Below are 18255 nucleotides of genomic sequence, written 5' to 3'. Positions count from 1 at the left end.
ACATCGACGAACCGGCCGACACCGCGGTACCACGCCTGCGTCAAGCGCTCTCGGAGTGGTTCGGCGACCCGGCGCCGCCTATGACGCCTCAGACCGACACCGAGGTTCCTGGCGTCGCGCGCTGAAATGCCGAGGAGGATGGCCCGCTCTATCGGTGGCAGGAGAGCACCTCAAGGTAGGTGCGGTTCGATCAGGGTTCTTCTGCCAGCGGTTTCGAGGATTCGGTGCGGAGCTGAGCCAGCCATCGTCTAATCGGTGAGCCGTGAGACTCGGCGTGCTCGCCGGAAGGTCAGCCAAGCGACGAGGAAAAGACCGAGGCCGACGGGGAGGTCGACGTAGAAACCAGGGTCACCCGCGCCGCCACGACGAAAGTTGACCACCGCCAGGAACAGCTCCGTAACACCCATTGCCAGCCATAGGACCCCCACCAACCATTGGTACTTGCGCAGGAAGCCCATCATTAGGGCTTCCTATCATCCCCAGGGCTCTCACAACCAGCGGACGTAGCGAGACGACCATCGAAGCGGGGCGCGCCCCGGACCAGCCGCGAGAGCGCCGCGCCGCCGCAGGCAACGTGCTGTCCGAGGAAACATGAACGGCAATGCAGCGCGGCCCTGAGGGTCCGCTCCGCGGCATGACGGTGCGTTCGGTGTCAGCCTAGGTCAAGCGATCATCTGGGTCGCGTTTCCACAGGTCGTCATCGTCAGCGGGCCTCCCCGACGCGCGGACCGTTCCGATTCGGGCCTGCGTCCGACGCCCACGTGACAGGTAGGCTGGTGGCCCTGGTCGCCCAGCGGTCAGCGGCCTTCTCAGGGGGCGCGCATGTCGGCGGACACACCGTCAAGCCTGCCGGTGACGCGGTCTTCGATTCCTCGTCCGTCGAAGAGGAGATCACCGAATTCATGTGGCAGACGCTCGTCGGCTAGCGGTCGCGGTTCGCTCGCGGGCGCGAAGACGCCCGGTTCGCGGTGCAGACGAGTGAGACACCGGTGATTGCCGGTGACCGGATTCGCAGCACGCTCGACTACAGCCAGGTCACTGACCCGTTCGACTACTTTCTGTTCGTCGTCGTCGAGGGCGGCCGGGTGTTGTTGGAAAGCCCGCCGGCTCGCGCCGAGCTCACGCCTGGTGACGCGGCGCTGTGCCTGGTCGGGGTTCCGGTCGGGTTTCGACCTGCACGACATCAACCTGAGCGTGCTGCGGCTGTTTATTCAGCGGCTCGAGCGGACCGCCGAAGGGATTTCCGGTCTTCCCGGTTCGCACTTGCGGTTCGACGAGTTGACTCCGGTGTCGCCGCAGATGCACCGCTACTGGCGGGCCGTGGTCAAGACGGCCAACGGCGCTCTCATGGAGCGGCCATCGCCGCTCGGAAGTGCCCTGCTCGCCCGGGAGATGGCGCACCACGTCGCGGTGACGGCGCTGCACACCTTTCCGAATACGACGATTATCTAGCCGTACACCGCCGGGCCCGGCCTGGTGGCCCCGGCGGCCGCGCGGCGGCGGTCGCGTTCAGCGAGGCCAACACGCACCGTCCGATCGGACTGTCCGACATCCGACGCGGCCAGAACCAGTAGCCGCGCAGTGCAGAACGCGTTCCGGCGCCACTACGACACCACACCGTTGGGCTATCTCCGGCAGATCCGCTTGGACCGTGCGCGTCGCGAGTTACAGGCCGCGGATCCGTCCGCCGGCGACACCGTGGCTGCCATTGCTCTGCGCTGGGGGTTCGGCGCCCCGGGCCGGTTCTCGCACGCCTACCGGGCCCGTTACGGGCAGCCGCCGAGCCGGACCTTACGGCGGTAGACGCGCTCATTGCGCAGGGTGGCTCCCGTACGCGGGCCGACAGGCGGCAGAACCGCCCGGGACTGTCGACGCCCGACGGTGACCGTTCACCTGCGGCGGAGTGTGACCGACGGCGGGCAGCCGTAGGCGTCGCGATACGCGGCCGTGAACCGGCTGTGATCAGCGAACCCCCACCGGGCCGCGACCTTCGCCACCGTAGTAAGCGCCGGGTCGCCGGCGAGCAGGTCGCGGTGCGCGCGGTCCAGGCGCACCCGTCGCAGATACGCCATCGGCGTGGTGTCCAGATGGCGCCGGAACGCGTTCTGCAATGCGCGGACCCCGACGTGGCTGGCCTGCGCGATGTCCGCGACGCTGACGTCGACATGCGGGTTGGCTTCGATGAACGCCACGGCCCGCCGCACCGTGTGCGGAGTCGCTTCGGGCCGGTCCCGTGGCTTCTGCTCGCCGTGATCGGGGTCCCACAGCGCGACCATCGTGGCCGCGAGCAGCCGACCCGCCGACCCGAGGACCAACGGGCTGGACGCGGCTACCGCATCGACGCTGAGCGCGGTCTCCAGGAGATCGACGACGTGCTGCCAGGTACGTGCCCGGACGACGTTCAATGGTTGCGTGCTGAACCGGTGGACCACCTCGATCGCAGGCTCATCGACGATCTGGTCCAGCAAGGACAAGTCCAGGCCGACCGCATGAACATCGATACCGTGGTAGGTAATGGCGTACTCTTCGTCCGGCTGGATACCGAAGAAGACATCCCCGGGCACATAGCGGCGTTCGTCGGCTCCGGACCTTATGTCGAAGGCTTGCGGTTGAGAACCGACGATGTGCCCGATCATGACCGAATCGATCGGGTCGCCCACCAGTTGAGTGGTCATCGAGATCCGCAACGTGTCGAAATGGACACCCCCCAGGTCGCTGCGGCCCTGCACGAAATGGAAGTTGTCGGCAGATCCGTGTAACCGCAATTGGTTGTCCGAGTAGGCAGCGGCCATCACCGCACGAGCCTGCTCCGGGTCGGTGGTTTCGAACCAAGACCGTTGCGGGGCGTGCATTCGATGCTTCCTTCGTCGGATCGCTTATGGAGCTGACCCGGACACCTACGGATGCCACGCACTCACGGCTTAAGGTGTCCCGGCCGTCTCATCATGTCGGACTTGCTGACCCAGCGCTTCCCCTACCCGGCCGACCCTGCACAGTGAGAAAATGGCTCACGCGGGAGCCTCGACAATGCGGAAAGCGCCGTCTACGCGCCAGACGAGTGCCGACGTGCCGCACTACCGTCACCGCACGGCTGATCGGACGGCTCGGATTCGGCGCCGACGCGCCGGCTTGGCGGAGCATCGTCCGCGTGGCGTTCCTGCAGTAGGCGACCGGACGCATCGGCCAGGGCGCGGGAACGGGCGACGATCTCCTCCGACGCCGCCACCACCGCACGGCTCACGTCGAACAGACGCCCCGCCCTCACGTGACATGACGGACGCGCCATCGGGTCAGACGAGCCAGAACCGGCCGTCTGAGCGGCGCCCAGCCACCGCGGCGCCGCATCTCCCCACCGGCGATCAGCAGGAGCGGCGTCGCCCGGCGGACCCTCGGGAGACGGAGCCATCAACTCTCAAGCGTCGGACTGACGCCGACCAGCCGCTACCACGTCAAGCGCATCCAAAGCCGCGGCTACCACAACAAACGAATCAGAGGGAGCCGAACAGCCAAAGCCACCACGGATAAGAACAGGACCGCCATCGCTGCCGTGCAGGCCGCCCGGTTGACCGAACGGCTCGCCGCGAGCAGCGGCCCACTCAGATCGGCCTCGCGGCACGCTCGACGACGGCTCTGGCAGAACCAGATGGCGCCGTCAATGCGCCATCTGCGCAGCGGAGTCAAGCTAAACAACAGGCAAACGGTGCTAGAGAAGGAGCGCGTTGAGATACAGCCGTCGCAAACCCTGGTGCCCCAAGATCAGCCGCCACCCGTCCCACAGCTGCTGATTGAAGCCCGCGGAGAGATGGCCGCTCGGCGAACAGCCGCGCCGAGTCCGCGGGACGCGCCCGCTACATCGTTCACCGCCTCACTGCGCAGCAGAGCACAAGCTGACCCGAATCCGGATCAATCGGCACGCCTGCCGGTAACCGGACGTAGCGCCGAATGGTCCAGGTCACGCGATCCGCGTCCTCGCATTAGGACCGTCAGTGGGGCGCGAGAGAGGTGGGGGTTCGACAAGCCATTACCTCGATCCCGACCTGGCTCGAATAGGTAATGCGCTCCGCCGCTGTATCTGCGCTCCCGGCTACGGCTCATCATCAGCGCTGAAGGGCCGCCTCACCGTCCACATCGCCGTTACAACACCTTAAAACTACGCAGCCTTCTGCTGGCAATACTTCATAGCCCCCACCGAGAGGAACGGTGCCGGGGTTCGTCTTCGCCACGCGCCAGGCGCTGGCCAGTGATCTAGGCGGCGTCCTCGCCGCAGTGCTGTTCCTGGTGAACATCTCCTTCCGGCTGGGGTCCGCCGTGCCCGCTTGCGTCTACGAAGACCCGTGGGACAGTCGGCCCGGCACTTCTTCGCTCCAATGAGGCCACGCTGTCAGGAAGTCCTGACCCCACCTGCGCTTCCTGTGTGGATGGACTCGGCGGAATGGCGCCGGCCGAGTTCAGGCTGCGCCCCGCCCCTGCGAATAGAGGCCGAGCGTGGACAAGACGGTCGCGCCACCACCAGGCAACCGCCGGCCCGGCTCGGTCAGGACCGCGCCGCGGAATCGCCGTGCGGATTGAGGGAGCGGACTGCGGGTATGACCTAGCGAACCGATTCAGCCCCCCGCATCGGCTTCCCAAGACCCCGTCACCGGGCCATTCGGTGGCCGATGCTCATCCCGTTTCCGAGGAGTGCACATGGCTGAACCCGCCACCTTCCCGGCCGATCCGGCCATTCCACCCAGACCGGCAAGACCACCCAGACCGGCAATCTCACCAACACCGGCCGAGTCCACGGACCCGGTCAACGCGGCAGAATTGTCGACCGGCGATCTGGTCACCCGGATCACCACGCAGGTGTCCACGCTCGTGCGCGACGAGCTGGCGCTGGCGCGTCTCGAGCTGACGCAGAAGGGCAAGAAGGCTGGTGTCGGCGCCGGGCTGTTCGGCGGTGCGGGCATCGCCGCCCTCTACGGCGTCGGGGCTCTGCTCACCGCTGCCATCGCCGCGCTGGCCCTCGTGCTGCCGGTCTGGGCCTCGGCGCTCGTCGTCGCGGTCGTTCTGTTCCTCGCCGCCGGCGTTGTGGCACTGCTGGGCAAGAAGAACCTCTCCCAGGCCACGCCCGCGGTGCCCACAGAAGCCGTCGATGGCCTCAAAACCGACGCCCAGATCGTGAAGGAGCACGCACACCGATGACCGCTTCCCCTCCGTCCAAGCCCTCGCCCGACGCCGACACACTGCGCGCCGAGATCGCGGAGACCCGGGCCGAGCTCGGCGACACCGTCGACGCGCTCGCCGCGAAGACCGACGTATCCGGCCGCGCCCGCGCACGGGTGGCCGACACGCGTGCTCGCGCCCGGCAGGCGGCCGCCCGTGCCACGGTCACCGCCCGCGCCAAAGCCGGGCCGGTGATCGATCGGGCCCGCCCCTACACCGCCCGGGCCACCCAGGCGGCCAAGGACAGCAGCCCCCGCACCCGCGCGCTCACCGGCGCGGGCGCCGCCGCGGCCCTCCTGCTCGTCCTGGTTGGTGTGCGCCGCCGCCGGCGGGCGGCGCGGACCCGCTAGGCGTGGTACCGCCGCTGAGCTCGGTCGCGCGCTGACCGGGTCCGGCCGCCATCCCGCGTGCCGCCGAGCCGGTGGCCGAGAAATCAGAAGCAACACCACGAATCAGGCGGACGGTCACATCCGCCCGCCTGACTCATGGTGTCCTTCCCACCACCGATCCCATCGGTCCGGTGACCACATCGGCGTCCTCCCCGAACGGAGACCGGAATGGCCACGCCCGGTCAGTCCTCGACGGTCCAGACGCTGACCCGTGCCTGCAGTCCGACGGCGTGCACCAGCCGGGGGATCGAGAGCCGCGCGGCGGCGTCGAGGACCACGACGGTCGCGCCGGTGGCCGCGAGCATGGCGAGGAAGTTCAAGGCGGCGGCTCCGAAGAACGTGACCTCGCGTGTGTCGATCACGGCCCGGTCAACATGCCCCGGCAGCTATTCACCATCGTCTGCAGCTCGCTGTGCCGGTGATGGTCGACGGCCCCGGCGAGGCTGATGCGCAGCGTGCTGCCGCGCAGCTGCGACCAGTAGGCAGCAGCCTCGTGAGGATCAAGCTTGCGGGTGGTCATCGCAGCCCTCCTTTTGAGGCGGACAGGCTGCCGCACCGGCCCGGCGGAATACACCATTCACGGGTAGGTACGAACTGTTCCCGCCGCCTGTCGCGACCAGCGACCTCGAGTGGACTCCTCGCTTTGACCGCCGTGATCTAGCGCAACGACCCCACCGGCCCCCCAGTCGCCCGATCGTCGACCGCCTACGACCATTGACCGACATCGGAATCACTCATCTGGTTCGGACCGGGGGTGCTCGGCGCCGCACTGGCCGCCGACTCGTACGAGGCCGCCTCGTGCCGCGCCGAGCCGTGCCGGGCGCCATCGTCGAGAGGTCCCAGTTCGGCCAGCAGCCGGTCGAGGACGGCCAGGCCGCGGTCGAGTTCGGCCGCGGCGGCGGCCAGACCGGCCGCGTGGTCGCTGCCCGCTGTGAGCGCGTAGGCGCGGGCGAGATCCTCGTAGCGGGTGCAGAGGTCGGCGAGCATGCTCAGTCCGAGGTTCGCTGCCGCGCCGCGCAGCCGATGGGCGCGGGCCTCGGCGGTGCCGTTGTCGCCGAGATGGACCGCGGCGGTGAGCTGCACGAGCAGCTGCGGGCCGGCCGCGGTGAACGAGCGTGCCAGACCGGCGACCAGGCGGCGTTCGTCCAGCGGCGACCCGGGACCGACCAGCTCGCGCAGCCGCCCCCGGACGCTCTCCTCAAGCGGCCCGTGATCCGCAGGGCTGCCGTGCTCACTGTCGAGCCTCTCGGCGTCAGGGTGGTGGTCCAGCACGCCATCGGGTGAGACAGCGAGCTGCGCTGTGGGCCCGGACACGGTGGCCTCGGACCGAGCGGATTCGGGCGGGGCGGATTCGGGCGGGGCGAGTCCGGGCGCGGTGGATGTCGGTGTAGCGGGCGTGAGGACGGCAAGGGCGTCGCGCAGGGCGTGGACGCGGACGGGTTTGGCCAGGTAGTCGTTCATGCCCGCCGCGCGGCAGGCGGTGCGGTCTTCGACCAGGACGCTGGCGGTCATGGCGATGATGTGCGGCTGCTGCGCGGCGGGCAGGTCCGCGCGGACGCGGCGGGTGGCTTCCAGGCCGTCCATGACCGGCATCTGCACGTCCATGAGCACCACGTCGTAGGCCGCCCGCTGCAACGCGCGGAGGGCTTCCAGGCCGTTGCCGGCGGTGTCCGCGCGGTAGCCGAGCTGGCCGAGCAGCAGCTGCGCGACGCGCTGGTTCACCGGGTTGTCTTCGACCAGCAAGATCCGCAAAGCCTGCGGCTGCGGAACATCGGCCGTACCGGCCTGTCCGTTCGGCTGGGCCCGCGTGGGGAGCGAGTCGTCGGAACGACGCGGGCCGGTGGGCTGAGGATCGAGGGCCCGGGTGATGCGGTCGTGCAGGAGCGCCGCGCGGGCGGGCTTGGCCAGCACCGCGGCGAACAGGCCGTGGGCGTCAGGTCCGGGCCGCCATTGCACGCTGCTGAGCAGAATCAGCGGCAGACCGGCGGTCTCCGGATGGGCGCGCAGGTCCCGGGCCAGCGCGACACCATCCTTCCCGGGCATCTGCATGTCCAGGATCGCCACGTCGACGCGGGAACCGGCGGCGAGCAGCGCCAGCGCGTTCGCGGCGGACCCGGCTTCTAGGCAGGTCATGCCCCAGCCGGTCAGCTGCAGCGACAGCACGCGGCGGTTGGTGGCGTTGTCGTCGACGATCAACGCCGTCGCCCCGATCAGGCGCGACGGCCCCACCCCGGCCGGCGTCACGTCGGGACAGCCCGACAGCTGAGCGGTCAGGGTGAAGGTCGAGCCGGCACCGACGGTGCTGCCCAAGGCGATGTCGCCGCCCATCGCGCGGGCGAGGTTGCGGCTGATCGCCAGCCCCAGCCCGGTGCCGCCGTGGACGCGGGTGGTGGACGAGTCGACCTGCGAGAACGACCGGAACACCCGGTCCACACGGTCGGCCGGGATGCCCGGTCCGGTGTCGCGGACCGCCACGCTCAGCTGCACCGGCCCGGCCGGATCCGGGGTGAGTTGCCGGGCGTGGGTGCTGACCACGACCTCGCCGTGCTCGGTGAACTTCACTGCGTTGGACAGCAGATTCACCACGATCTGCCGCAGCCGGGTGACGTCGCCGCGCAGCATCGGCGGGCAACCGGCGTCGACGCTGCCGACCAGTTCCAAGCCTTTGCGCTCGGCCGGGAGCGCGACAAGGGCCAGCGCGCTCTCGACGCAGTCGCGGACGTCGAACGGCTCGGCTTCGAGGTCGAGTTGCCCGGATTCGATCTTGGAGAAGTCGAGGATGTCGTTGATCGTGCTGAGCAGCGCCTCACCGCTGTCGCGCACAGTGGTGACGTACTCGCGCTGGTTTTCGTCCAGGTCGGTGTCCATGAGGACGCCGGTCATGCCGATCACGGCATTGAGCGGGGTGCGGATCTCGTGGCTCATGGTGGCCAGGAACGCCGACTTCGCCTCGGCCGCGGCCACGGCCTGGTCCCGGCCGCGGCGGATCCCGCGCAGCGACGAGAGCAGCACGTAGGCGGCGAGCAGGATCGCCAAACCGGTGGCTGCGCCGACACCGTAGATCCGGTGCTCCAGATGCCGGATCCGGGCGTCGATCAGGTCCTCGACCACCGGCAGCAGCGCCCGGCTCAGCGCGGTGGTCTGGGTGATCATCGGATCGAGCAGGCCCGGTTCGACCGCGAGGGTGGCGCCGGCCGCGGCCGTCGCGAGCACGTGCGCCGATCCGGCGCGGTGGATGGCCACCGTCCGCATGGTGAGCGGCTTCAACGCCAGCAGCGCCGGGCTGCTCGTCGCGGCGAACGCTTTGGCCAGGCCGGTATTAAGCGAGTTCGTCACCACGGTGGTGCGGCCGGCCATCGCGGCCATCGCCGCCAGACCGGCGCCGCCCCCGACCTCGCCGCCCGGGGAGGTGCTCAACGCGAGGTCGATGGCCCGCAGCGGGGTGTCCAGCAGCACCGGAAGCTGCAGGATCACCGCATTCATCACGTAGTAGGTGTCCACGTCGGCGTCCAGCGCGGTACTGGGCTCCCGGACCCGGGTGATCAGCGCCAGAATCTGGTCGACCGCGCTGTTGTAAGCCGCGACCCCCGCCCGGACACCGTCGACGGCGACGGCCCGCTCGAGGGTGTCGTCGACCTTCGGCCATTGCCCGTCCAGCCCCAGCGCGTGCCCGTACCGGTCGTCGACGCGATCCACCGCGTCGACGGCCGTACGCATCGCGGTGGCGTCGGGCCGGCCCCCGAGCGCCAGGGTGTGCCGGGCGAGGGTGACCTCGGTGGCCAGGCGGCTCAACGGCACCAGATACGCCGCGCCGGCCCGCTCCAGCCGGCCCGACACCAGCCGGCCGTGCTCCACGCTCACGTAGGCGCTGCTCACCACCAGCAGCGGCAGCGTCAGCATTACCGACACCGCCGTGAGCTTCGTCCGCTCGGACACCCGGCTCAGCACAGCGGTCATCGATCGGAGCATCGATCTCATCGCTTCGCCACCCCCGGCCGCGACCCGGCCGCGACCCGGCCGCGAGACAGTTCTCAGCCATGCCATCGGCGGGCTGACCGGAAAGCTGCGCGAAGGGCGCAGGATGGTCGCCGTCCCGGACTCGTGGCCCGCTGAGCAACCGCAGCCCCATCCGGCGACAAGGGGCTCTAGGGTTTCTGCCGCATCGCACCGGCCCGGCCGGGCATCTGTTCAGGGCCGACCGTAGTCCGGGCGGCAGTCGCCGATCGACTGTCGGGTGACGGCTCGGAGCGCTCGGTGACGGGCCAGTACCGGCGTCGCCACCGCCTCGGGAGGTGGGCGCTGCGCCGTCGGCCTGGCGAGTACCCCCTATCCGCGCCAGCGCGCCGGATGTCAGGCGGTGTGGCTGCCCGGAGAGCGGGGCAGCCGCACGACCCCGAGGTAGAAGTCGTCGATGTGCTGGACGGTGGCGACGAAGTCGTCGAAGTCCACCGGCTTGGTGACGTAGGCGTTGGCGCGCAGGCCGTAGCTATCGGTGACGTCTTCGGTCACCGCGGAGGTCGAGAGCACCACTACCGGGATCGCGCGCAGCGCCGGATCGGCCTTGACCTCGCCGAGAAGCTCCCGGCCGTTCATCCGCGGCATGTTCAGATCCAGCAGAATCAGATCCGGCCGCGGCTGGGCGCTGTCGCGGAGGAACTCCAGCGCGAGGACCCCGTCGCCGGCGGTGTGCAGACGATGGTGGAGGCGCCGCTCGGCGAGCGCTTCCTCGATCAGCAGCACGTCGCCGGGGTCGTCGTCCACGATCAGCACCTCGAAGGCGCCCCCAGCCGACTTCGAGTCACGAGACACTTTCGGAACACTAGTCCACCGGCTCGGCCGAGCGCCGGGTGAATGTGCTGATGGCAACACGTTTGCCGGGCGTTCGCGCCTCGCCGTCACCGGCACCAACCGGCTGCCGGAAGATGCCGGCCGGCCGACGGACCCATCGCCGTGCAGACAGCCATCCACACGTGCGCGGCCCAGCGCCGATACCCGTCCGCCGGACGCTACTGATCTGCCCGAGGCCCTTCCCGCGAGCCGCCGGTGATTAAAGCCTGCAGCGCACATGCCGATCAGGAGAGGGTGATCCCAGTGCGCGCGGCCGGGCGCAAGACGCCCGCCGCCGTGGAAGCACCCGCGGACAGGCATGACCCGCCTCGCCACGCTCCGCCCCGACCCGCGCAGGCCCCGTCCGCGCAGGGCCGGCGGCGCCGGCGCCCGCCCCCCCGGGGCGAGTCAGAGCCTGCTGCGGTCAGCGATCGGCGGGAGAGGGCGCGGACTGGCTACGCATCGGGAGTAGGACCGTGGTGGTGACCGTTCGCCCGTCCTGCTGCACGACGAGGCTGCCTCCATGTCGCTCAGCGATGGCCCGGGACAAGACGAAACCGAGTCCGGAGGTCGTGTTGCCGGTGCCGGTCGTGTTGGCCGGGGAGAACCGTTCGAACGTCCGATCGGCGAGGTCGAGCCCGCCGGGGTCGGTGAGGGTCAGCTGTGCGGTGTTTCCGGCACGGTCGAGGTCGAGGTGGACGTCGCCGCCGCCGGGGTTGCCGGTGATGGCCGCGGTGAGCAGCTTGTCCAGCAGCTGGCGGAGCCGGTCGCGGTCCCCGTCGATGTGGAGCCGCGGAAGCAGGGTGGTGTGCAGCTGGATACCGGCGGCCTGCGCGGCCGGTCGGGCCGCGGCGATCGCGGCCGTGAGCAGCGCGGACAGGTCGACCTCGTGGATCGCCAGGGGTGTGTCGTCACGTTCCAGGGCGGTTAGGTCGAGCAGCCCTTCGACGAGCTCCCGCAGCGCGCGGCTGTTGCGGTCGATGCCGTCCAGGAGCTGGCGCTCGGTGTTGGGCCGCGGCGCGGGGTCCTCGAGCAGCAGCTGGACGTAGGTGCCGATGGTGGTCAACGGGGTCCGCATGTCGTGACCGATCAGCGCGGTGAAGTCCGCCCGCGCTTTCGACAGCGCGCTCGTGAGGTCTTCCGCGCGGCGCCGGGCCAGGAATTGCGCGATCTGCGCGGCGACGTCGCCGAGAAGACCGGTGAGGAGGAATTCGTCGTGTTCGATGGTGTCAGCGAAGCAGGTCAGAACCCCGAGGACGTCGTCGCCGTCGCGGACGGGCACGGCCAGCGCCGCGTGCAGCCCGTGTTCGGCATAGACGGATACGCGACCAGGAGTGGAGGCGCCGCCGGGAGTGGAGGCGCCGCCGGGCGCGGGTAGGGACGCGAGGTCGGGTTCCCAGATCGGGCGGCCGGTCGCCCAGACCCGGGCTGGGATCACGGGTGCGTCCCGGGTGAGGTGGACGGGGAGAAGCTCGTCGAGGTCGTAGCCCGCGGCGCTCCACCGCCCGATCCGGCGCAGCGTGTCGGTGGATGGATCGACGACCCGCAGACTCAGGTAGGGCCAGGCGAGTGTGCGCCCGACCAATGCCAACATGTCGTCCGCGAGCTCGGCCAGGGTGCCGGGCCGGTTGAGGATCTTGGCGACCGCGAGCTGGCAGTCCCGGAACCGTTCCGCGCGGCGACGGTCGGTGATGTCCTGGACGGTGGTGACCGCTCCGATCCGCTCATTGTCGCCGGCCAGGATCGCCTGTGCGCTGGCCGCGACGTAGCGGTCGGCGTGACCGTCGAGGGTCACGATCCATTCGGCGTCGCGGATCGTTTGGCCGGCCAGGGCCTTGTCCATGAGGTGATCCTCGGCGCGCGCCGGTCGCCCGTCCGGGTGGCGCAGCTGGGTGAGTGCCGCGGCCCGGGCTGCCTCCGGCGGCAGATCGGCCGGCAGGCCGTGCAGCTCGCGCATCGCGCGGTTGAACACCACCCCGCGACCGGTCTGATCCACCGCGACGACGCCTTCGCCGAGGCTGTCCAGCAGCGCCTCGGTGAATCCGCGCTGCGCGTCGGCAGCGATGTCTGCCTTCCTGGCCGCGACGTCCGCCTTCTTCACCGCGGCGTCGGCCGCGTCGGCCGCGGTGATCGCGTCCACCTGGTCGGTGACGTCGCTGAGGAACACGCACACCACCGCCGCACCGTGGCGGGCGTGCAGGGTCGACATCCGGACCCGCGCGTAGATCCGGCGACCGTCGCGGTGCCGCAGCGGCGTCACGCCGTTCACGGAGGTGGACGCGCCGGAGAGCAGGTCGGCCAGAACCGCCGGGATCGGCCGCTGCGTGTACTGGGCGCCGAGCAGCTCGTCCGCGCGCCGCCCGGCGGCCTCCGCGGCAGTGAATCCGAACATCGTCCGCGCGGCGGCGTTCCAGCCCGCGATCACCCCGGACGGGTCCAGAGTGAAAAACGCTTCAGCGACCGAGTCCAGCAACTCCACCGTGTCCAGGTCGGCCAGGGACGCTGTCCCCGTGTCCGCGGGCGCGCGGACGCCGCTGGACGCCGAGGCCTCGGCCGGACCCGGCGAATTCGCCGGGTCTGACGGCTCCACCGCTTCCTTCACCACCACGACGACCGGCACCGCCTTTTCGCGCGCTTCAGCGGCGTCACCACGGGAACCTCGACGCCACCTGGCGTCAATTATGTGCGAATTCCCAGAATCGGATGCCTTTTGGCCGTGTCGCGCGTGGCTGCGGGCACCGTCCGGGCCCGGAGGCCGACGTTCGCGACCAGTCGGCCCTCGGCGACCCGCAGCGAACGGTCCGGCGTTCTGGCGGTGAACAGCCAAATTTCCAGTGGTGATCAGTCGGGCGTTCCGGTGGCGGGAGGTCCGGACGAGAGCCGGACCCGGAAGGTGGCTCCTGGTCCGGCCGTGTCCACCAGGCCGATGGTGCCGTCGTGGGCTTCCACGATCGCCCGGACGATGGTGAGGCCGAGGCCGGTGCCGGGGATGCCGTGGGTGCGGGCGGTCGAAGCCCGGTAGAAGCGGCCGAACAGGCGTGGTCGTTCGGCCTCGGGAATGCCGATGCCGGTGTCGCTGACCGTCAGGACCATATCCCCGGCCTCCCCTGCCTTCCCGGCGTCGGCGTCGGCGTCGGCGTCGAGGCGGAGGTGGACCTGCCCGCCGTGCGGGCTGTATTTGATGCCGTTGGAGATCAGGTTGTCCAGGACCTGCCGCAGGCGCGCAGCGTCACCGTGCAGCTCGGCGCGGTCGGGGAGTGCGGTGAGCAGCTCCACGCCGGCGGTGGCGGCGGCTGTGGCCGCGGCGCTGACGGCATCGAGCACCACGGCGACCAGATCGATGGGCTCCCGGCAGATGGTGAAGCGGCCGGACTCCAGCGCGGCCAGGTCGAGCAGGTCGTTCACGATCGCCCGCAGACTGCGGGTGTTGCGGTCGATGCGTTCCAGCAGCATTCGATGATCCGGGCAACAGGCCTGGTCGTCGTCGGTGAGGATCAGTTCGGTGTAGGTCGAGATGGCCGTCAGCGGGGTGCGCATCTCGTGGCTGACCAGCGCGAGGAACTGGTCTTTGGTGCGGGCCAGATCCAGGGCGAGTTCGTCGGCGCGCCGCCGGGCCAAGAACTGCCCGATCTGCCGAGCGATGGTGCCCAGCAGCGTGGTGAGCAGTTCCTGCCCGTCCTCGAGGGTGTCGGCGAAGCAGGCCAGTACGCCCTGGACGCGGCCCGCGTCGAGCAGCGGAACCGCCAGTACGGTCCGCAACCCCTGCCGCGCGCACTCACGGCTGCGGGCCGCGGCCTCGCCGGTCGTCAAATAGCGGCTGCCGGCCAGATCCGGAACCCACAGCGGCCGCCCGGTCGCCCAGACCGACCCGACGATCCCCTCGAAACTGGTGACCGCAGGCAGCTCGACCTGCAGATCCAGTCCCGGAGCGCTCCACTGCGCGACCGGGTCGAGCTGCTCGCCCGCCCCGTCGATCAGCCACAGCTCCGCGTGCGGCCACTGCAAGCTGCGCGCCACTGCCTCCAGCACCGCCGGGGCGGCAGCCGCGACCGACACCGATTCCGCGAGCGCCCGGGCCACCTGCAGCTCACACTCGGCGAACCGTTCCGCGCGGCGGCGATCGGTGACCTCCTGCAACGCCACCACCGCCCCCACGCAGCGGCCGTCACCGTCGTGGATCGGTTTCGCCCGGGCCGCGGCGATCCGCAGGCGCTGCCCAGGGGCGGTCAGGACGACATCGGTGTTCTCCACCACCTCACCGCGCAACGCCCGGCCCAGCGGTGTGCGCTCCACCGCCAGCGGATCACCGTCCGGGCCGAGCACCGGTCTGGCCGCCAGCGACGTCGCCAAATCCTCGGAGGGCGTCCACGTGTCCGGCAGACCCCGCAGCTCACGCAACGCCCGGTTGTACAGGATCAGCCGTCCACGACTGTCGCAAGCGGCGACACCGACATCGAGGGTCTCCACCAACGCGGTCAGAAACGGATCAGACGCCGGACCGGAGGAGGCGACCGCAATCTTCCCGTGGGCGTCGTCCGTGTCGGCCACCTCGGGCACGTCCGCCGCGCCGCCTGCATCCGCCGCACCCCAAGGCGCAGCCTGACCGGCCGTCGCCCCGCTGGCCCACGCGGCCAGCCGCTCGACGGCCTCGAGCACTGAGTCCGGCCACCGCCGGGACACGGTATCGACGACATACACCGCGCCGGTGATACCCGAATCCGCCCCGCGCAGCGGCACCGCCAGCAACGCCCGAATGTCCGCGGACACCCGCAGCGGACAGCAACCCCAGCGCAGATCCGCAGACGTGTCCTCCACAACCAGCGCACCGTTCATGCGCAGCAGACACTCCGCCGGCCCGTCGGCCACACGCCACGACTCCGGCCACCCGGCGACCGCCGCCCCCGACCGGCCGACCACCCGCTCACAGCGGCCATCGATCCTTACCCATACTGCGGCCGGCGCGTCGGCCACCCGCGCGGCCAGCTCCGCCATCAACCCGGGCGGCACACCGCGCCAGGGCCCGACGGTGTCGTCAGACCAGTCCAGCGCGACTGAGTCTCGCCTCATTTCGCCTGCCGCCCGCCCCATTACCGGCTCCCACCGCCGACCAGCTGGCCCAACCCGGCCAATGACGCTAACACGACTAAACGCATGTTTCGTGTTGCCCGGCTGATTGCCGCACCGACCGCCTGCGGCAAGGCCTGGAACCTGGCGAGGAGACGCGCCCACGAAGACCGCCAGCGCACTCCTGTGCCGTATCCAGGTCTGGCCCCCGGAACGGCGGCGCAGTCCGGCAGCCGCTCGGCACGGCGACCGGTTACCGATCGGTCGATCAGTCAGTCAGGCGGTGTCGTCTATGTCGCCCGACTCCGACCAGGTACAGCCGGCGGTCCGGCAATAACTGTCGTCGCGCCGGCGGCCCTCAGTCATATCGTGCGCGAACCGCACACCGACCACCTCGGCCCGCGTGCACGCCGAATTCGCGGGATCGAGCGCAGCACCCTGCGGCCAGCGTCGCGTCTCCGCCTCGGCGGAGACGGCGATCCTAGGCTGTGCGCTGCGCGGGGTCAAGTCCGGTAAGCGGTCGTTCCCGCGCGTCGCGCTCGTACTCCCACTCGGTCACATGGCATTGGGTGCAGGTGTGTAACACCGCGCACGGCCCACGCTCGGGACCCAGTATCCACGCGCCCCAGTCATGGTCAGGCTCTTCGCGAACCGTGCGCTGCTCACCGCACCGCTGGCAGACGATCAACTCCCGCCGGGTGCAGAACCGGCTCATGAACTGCGGATACTCCTGATGCTCGAACAACACGCACATCCAGGTCCACCGGGAGGAGGCCACGACAAAATCCTAGGCCCCCGACCACGCCGACCGCTCCTCAAGGCGCCGTCCGGCCGGCTCCGCGCCACGGGGCCAGCGATCAACGCCGGACACTGACGAGGCAGCGTGTCCAGCGCTCCAAATACGCCATCCAGAAATCCCACCGCGGCGCCAGCAACCGTACGTCGTGCCATAGCGCTCGGAGCCAGGCGCCAAAGTGTCCCACCCGGTGGCCGGGCACGCCATCCGCGAACATCTGACCCGCCGGGCCTGCCGAATTGTCTCTTCCCGGGATAGTCAGCCCCTGCCCGGTCTCGGAAGGGGATCGGGACAGAGTAGGAGATACTCGCCAGTGTGGAGGCTCCGCACACACCGCGGTTGCTGAACCGGAGTTTCGATTCGGGGCCGAGGCGCACGGTCACCATCCCATCGGATCAGCGCACGAGGGGCTCACTGCGCGCCTGGGCGGTGCCGCCGGAACCGAGTCCGAGCCCGCCGACGCCGGTCCCGCCGCGGGCCCGAACGACAACCGGCGCATTCGCTCCCACCGACCGGAGACGATCCAACGGCCCAACCCATGCACCCAACCCATGCACCCAACCCATGCACCCAACCCATGCACCCAACCCATGCACCCAACCCATGCATACGCCTCTGCCACATCGGAGCATCCGCGGCCGGCACGAGTGGCCCGCTCACCTTGATCGCCCGATTGGCCGTGCCGCTGAGCCGAAACGCCGATAGCGACAGTCCGTAACGGGTGCGGCCGCACGAACGATCGGGTCATTTCCCGGGGCGGTGCTTACCGGATCGAGGGAATCGTGGTCTGTTACTCCCGCCCGTTGCGCCCGGAGGCGCCTTTCGGGCTGGGTGGGATGCGAATCATTTCAAGGGGGAAACATGGGACGGACTTTGGGCTGGAGACGTGCGGGCACGATCGCTGTAGCCGTGGGCCTGCTAGCGATCAGCCCCTTCGCGACGGCGGCGGCAGAAGCCGCGGAGCCGTCCAGCCCGCTGTGTCATACCGGAACGTGGGAGACCGGGCGAACGGCCAACCCGTGGGCCAAGGAAACACCGCGGGAGGTCGTGCGCACCGGGCCGCGTCTATACCGGGTGTACGAGCGAGAGTGGATCAGCGCCGACAGCGGCGCGAGAGTAATCGGGACACGTGTCCACCGCTGCGAGGGACACACACAGCAGAAAGCCAAATCGGTGGTGGGCTTCGGCCTAAACGAGCGCTACATGTTCGACGGCACGACGCTGGTCAGAACCTCACAAGTCGGGTGGCGGGAGGTGGTCGGATCGATCAACGACAAGTGGGCTTCGCTCGGCTACGAGCAAGGCATCGTGGGATATCCAACGAGCAACGAAACATCCACTCCCACCAAGACCGGAGCGTTCAACCACTTCAGCAAGAACGCGTCGATCTACTGGTCCCCAGCTACCGGAGCACACGAAGTCCACGGACTCATCCGCGATAAATGGGCGTCGATGGGCTGGGAACGCGGCGACATGGGCTTCCCAGTAACCGATGAGATCCGCACACCACGCAAGACCGGCGCGTTCAACCATTTCCAGGCCGGATGGTCGATCTACTGGTCTCCCGCAACAGGCGCGCACGAAGTCCACGGCCAGATTCGCGACCGCTGGGCGGCACTCGGCTGGGAGAACAGCCAGCTCGGCTTCCCGACATCAGATGAATTCGCGACCACCGATGGTGGTCGTCGCACCAACTTCCAGAACAACTGCTACATCCAGTGGTACCCGGGTCGAGGCGCGACCGCGTACTGCAACAGCATTCCACGGTTCTAGACGCGACGCGCCGCTGGCGGCCCGTCAACGGCAGCGAAGCACCTGAGATTTAACGCTTACACGTTGAAGCAAGGAGCGGGACATCGGGATTCGTCCGGCGGCTGGCGCAACTGGCGGCCACAAACGGGAGCCCGGAAACGCGCAGAGCGGCCGACCTAACACCCACGGGCCGGCCGCCCTGGTCGCATCGTGCAGTTGCCG

Annotated in this window: 14 protein-coding genes; 6 read left to right on the top strand and 8 right to left on the bottom strand. The window is 69.7% G+C overall.

The annotated features are described in order from the left end of the window. Positions 1 to 248: 248 nt before the first annotated feature. Positions 249 to 461, bottom strand: a complete 213-nt coding sequence (locus tag FL583_RS11720) for a hypothetical protein (protein WP_142704605.1) — start codon at positions 459 to 461, stop codon at positions 249 to 251. Between the two features lie 315 nt (positions 462 to 776). Here FL583_RS11720 and FL583_RS40050 point away from each other — a divergent pair, with 315 nt between their 5' ends. The 3 genes from FL583_RS40050 (at position 777) to FL583_RS42890 (ending at position 1803) form a co-directional block, all read left to right on the top strand. Next, positions 777 to 926, top strand: a complete 150-nt coding sequence (locus tag FL583_RS40050) for a hypothetical protein (RefSeq protein WP_170323602.1) — start codon at positions 777 to 779, stop codon at positions 924 to 926. Positions 927 to 1128: 202 nt separating this feature from the next. After that, positions 1129 to 1452 (top strand): hypothetical protein, encoded by a 324-nt coding sequence (locus tag FL583_RS11715; protein ID WP_142704604.1) that lies wholly within the window; start codon positions 1129 to 1131, stop codon positions 1450 to 1452. 24 nt (positions 1453 to 1476) lie between these two features. After that, a complete protein-coding gene (locus FL583_RS42890; RefSeq protein WP_420843129.1) occupies positions 1477 to 1803 on the top strand; it encodes a helix-turn-helix domain-containing protein in 327 nt (108 codons plus the stop codon). An 86-nt stretch (positions 1804 to 1889) separates the two neighbouring features. On the opposite strand, the gene FL583_RS11705 is transcribed toward FL583_RS42890, so the two are convergent. After that, positions 1890 to 2852 (bottom strand): helix-turn-helix transcriptional regulator, encoded by a 963-nt coding sequence (locus FL583_RS11705; protein WP_142704603.1) that lies wholly within the window; start codon positions 2850 to 2852, stop codon positions 1890 to 1892. A gap of 1834 nt (positions 2853 to 4686) precedes the next feature. On the opposite strand from FL583_RS11705, the gene FL583_RS11700 reads away from it, so the two are divergent. Further along, complete coding sequence (locus FL583_RS11700) at positions 4687 to 5184, top strand: phage holin family protein (protein ID WP_142704602.1); 498 nt, start codon at positions 4687 to 4689, stop codon at positions 5182 to 5184. Beyond that, positions 5181 to 5555, top strand: coding sequence for a DUF3618 domain-containing protein (locus tag FL583_RS11695; protein ID WP_142704601.1), 375 nt, complete (start codon positions 5181 to 5183; stop codon positions 5553 to 5555). The genes FL583_RS11700 and FL583_RS11695 overlap by 4 nt, the downstream gene beginning before the upstream one ends. Before the next feature lie 221 nt (positions 5556 to 5776). On the opposite strand, the gene FL583_RS11690 is transcribed toward FL583_RS11695, so the two are convergent. The 6 genes from FL583_RS11690 to FL583_RS11670 all read right to left on the bottom strand — a co-directional run bounded on the left by FL583_RS11690 (position 5777) and on the right by FL583_RS11670 (position 15413). Next, positions 5777 to 5956 carry a hypothetical protein gene (locus tag FL583_RS11690; protein ID WP_142704600.1) on the bottom strand — a complete coding sequence of 60 codons (180 nt, stop codon included), beginning with the start codon at positions 5954 to 5956 and terminating at the stop codon, positions 5777 to 5779. Then, positions 5953 to 6114 carry a hypothetical protein gene (locus FL583_RS40045; RefSeq protein ID WP_170323601.1) on the bottom strand — a complete coding sequence of 54 codons (162 nt, stop codon included), beginning with the start codon at positions 6112 to 6114 and terminating at the stop codon, positions 5953 to 5955. Before FL583_RS40045 ends, FL583_RS11690 begins: the two co-directional genes overlap by 4 nt. Positions 6115 to 6299: 185 nt before the next feature. Beyond that, a complete protein-coding gene (locus FL583_RS11685) occupies positions 6300 to 9551 on the bottom strand; it encodes a hybrid sensor histidine kinase/response regulator (protein ID WP_142704599.1) in 3252 nt (1083 codons plus the stop codon). A 393-nt stretch (positions 9552 to 9944) separates the two neighbouring features. Continuing rightward, a complete protein-coding gene (locus tag FL583_RS41605) occupies positions 9945 to 10403 on the bottom strand; it encodes a response regulator (RefSeq protein ID WP_240746658.1) in 459 nt (152 codons plus the stop codon). Positions 10404 to 10845: 442 nt separating this feature from the next. Then, positions 10846 to 13041 carry a sensor histidine kinase gene (locus tag FL583_RS11675; protein WP_142704597.1) on the bottom strand — a complete coding sequence of 732 codons (2196 nt, stop codon included), beginning with the start codon at positions 13039 to 13041 and terminating at the stop codon, positions 10846 to 10848. 221 nt (positions 13042 to 13262) lie between these two features. Beyond that, positions 13263 to 15413 carry a sensor histidine kinase gene (locus FL583_RS11670; RefSeq protein WP_170323600.1) on the bottom strand — a complete coding sequence of 717 codons (2151 nt, stop codon included), beginning with the start codon at positions 15411 to 15413 and terminating at the stop codon, positions 13263 to 13265. Positions 15414 to 17190: 1777 nt separating this feature from the next. Between FL583_RS11670 and FL583_RS11665 the strand changes: the two genes are divergently transcribed. Continuing rightward, positions 17191 to 18054: an LGFP repeat-containing protein gene (locus FL583_RS11665; RefSeq protein WP_240746657.1), complete on the top strand. Its 864-nt coding sequence runs from the start codon at positions 17191 to 17193 to the stop codon at positions 18052 to 18054. The last annotated feature ends 201 nt before the right edge of the window (positions 18055 to 18255 follow it).

Source organism: Cryptosporangium phraense, assembly GCF_006912135.1.
Taxonomy (GTDB): Bacteria; Actinomycetota; Actinomycetes; order Mycobacteriales; family Cryptosporangiaceae; genus Cryptosporangium; species Cryptosporangium phraense.
This window is presented reverse-complemented; position numbering and strand designations above follow the sequence as displayed.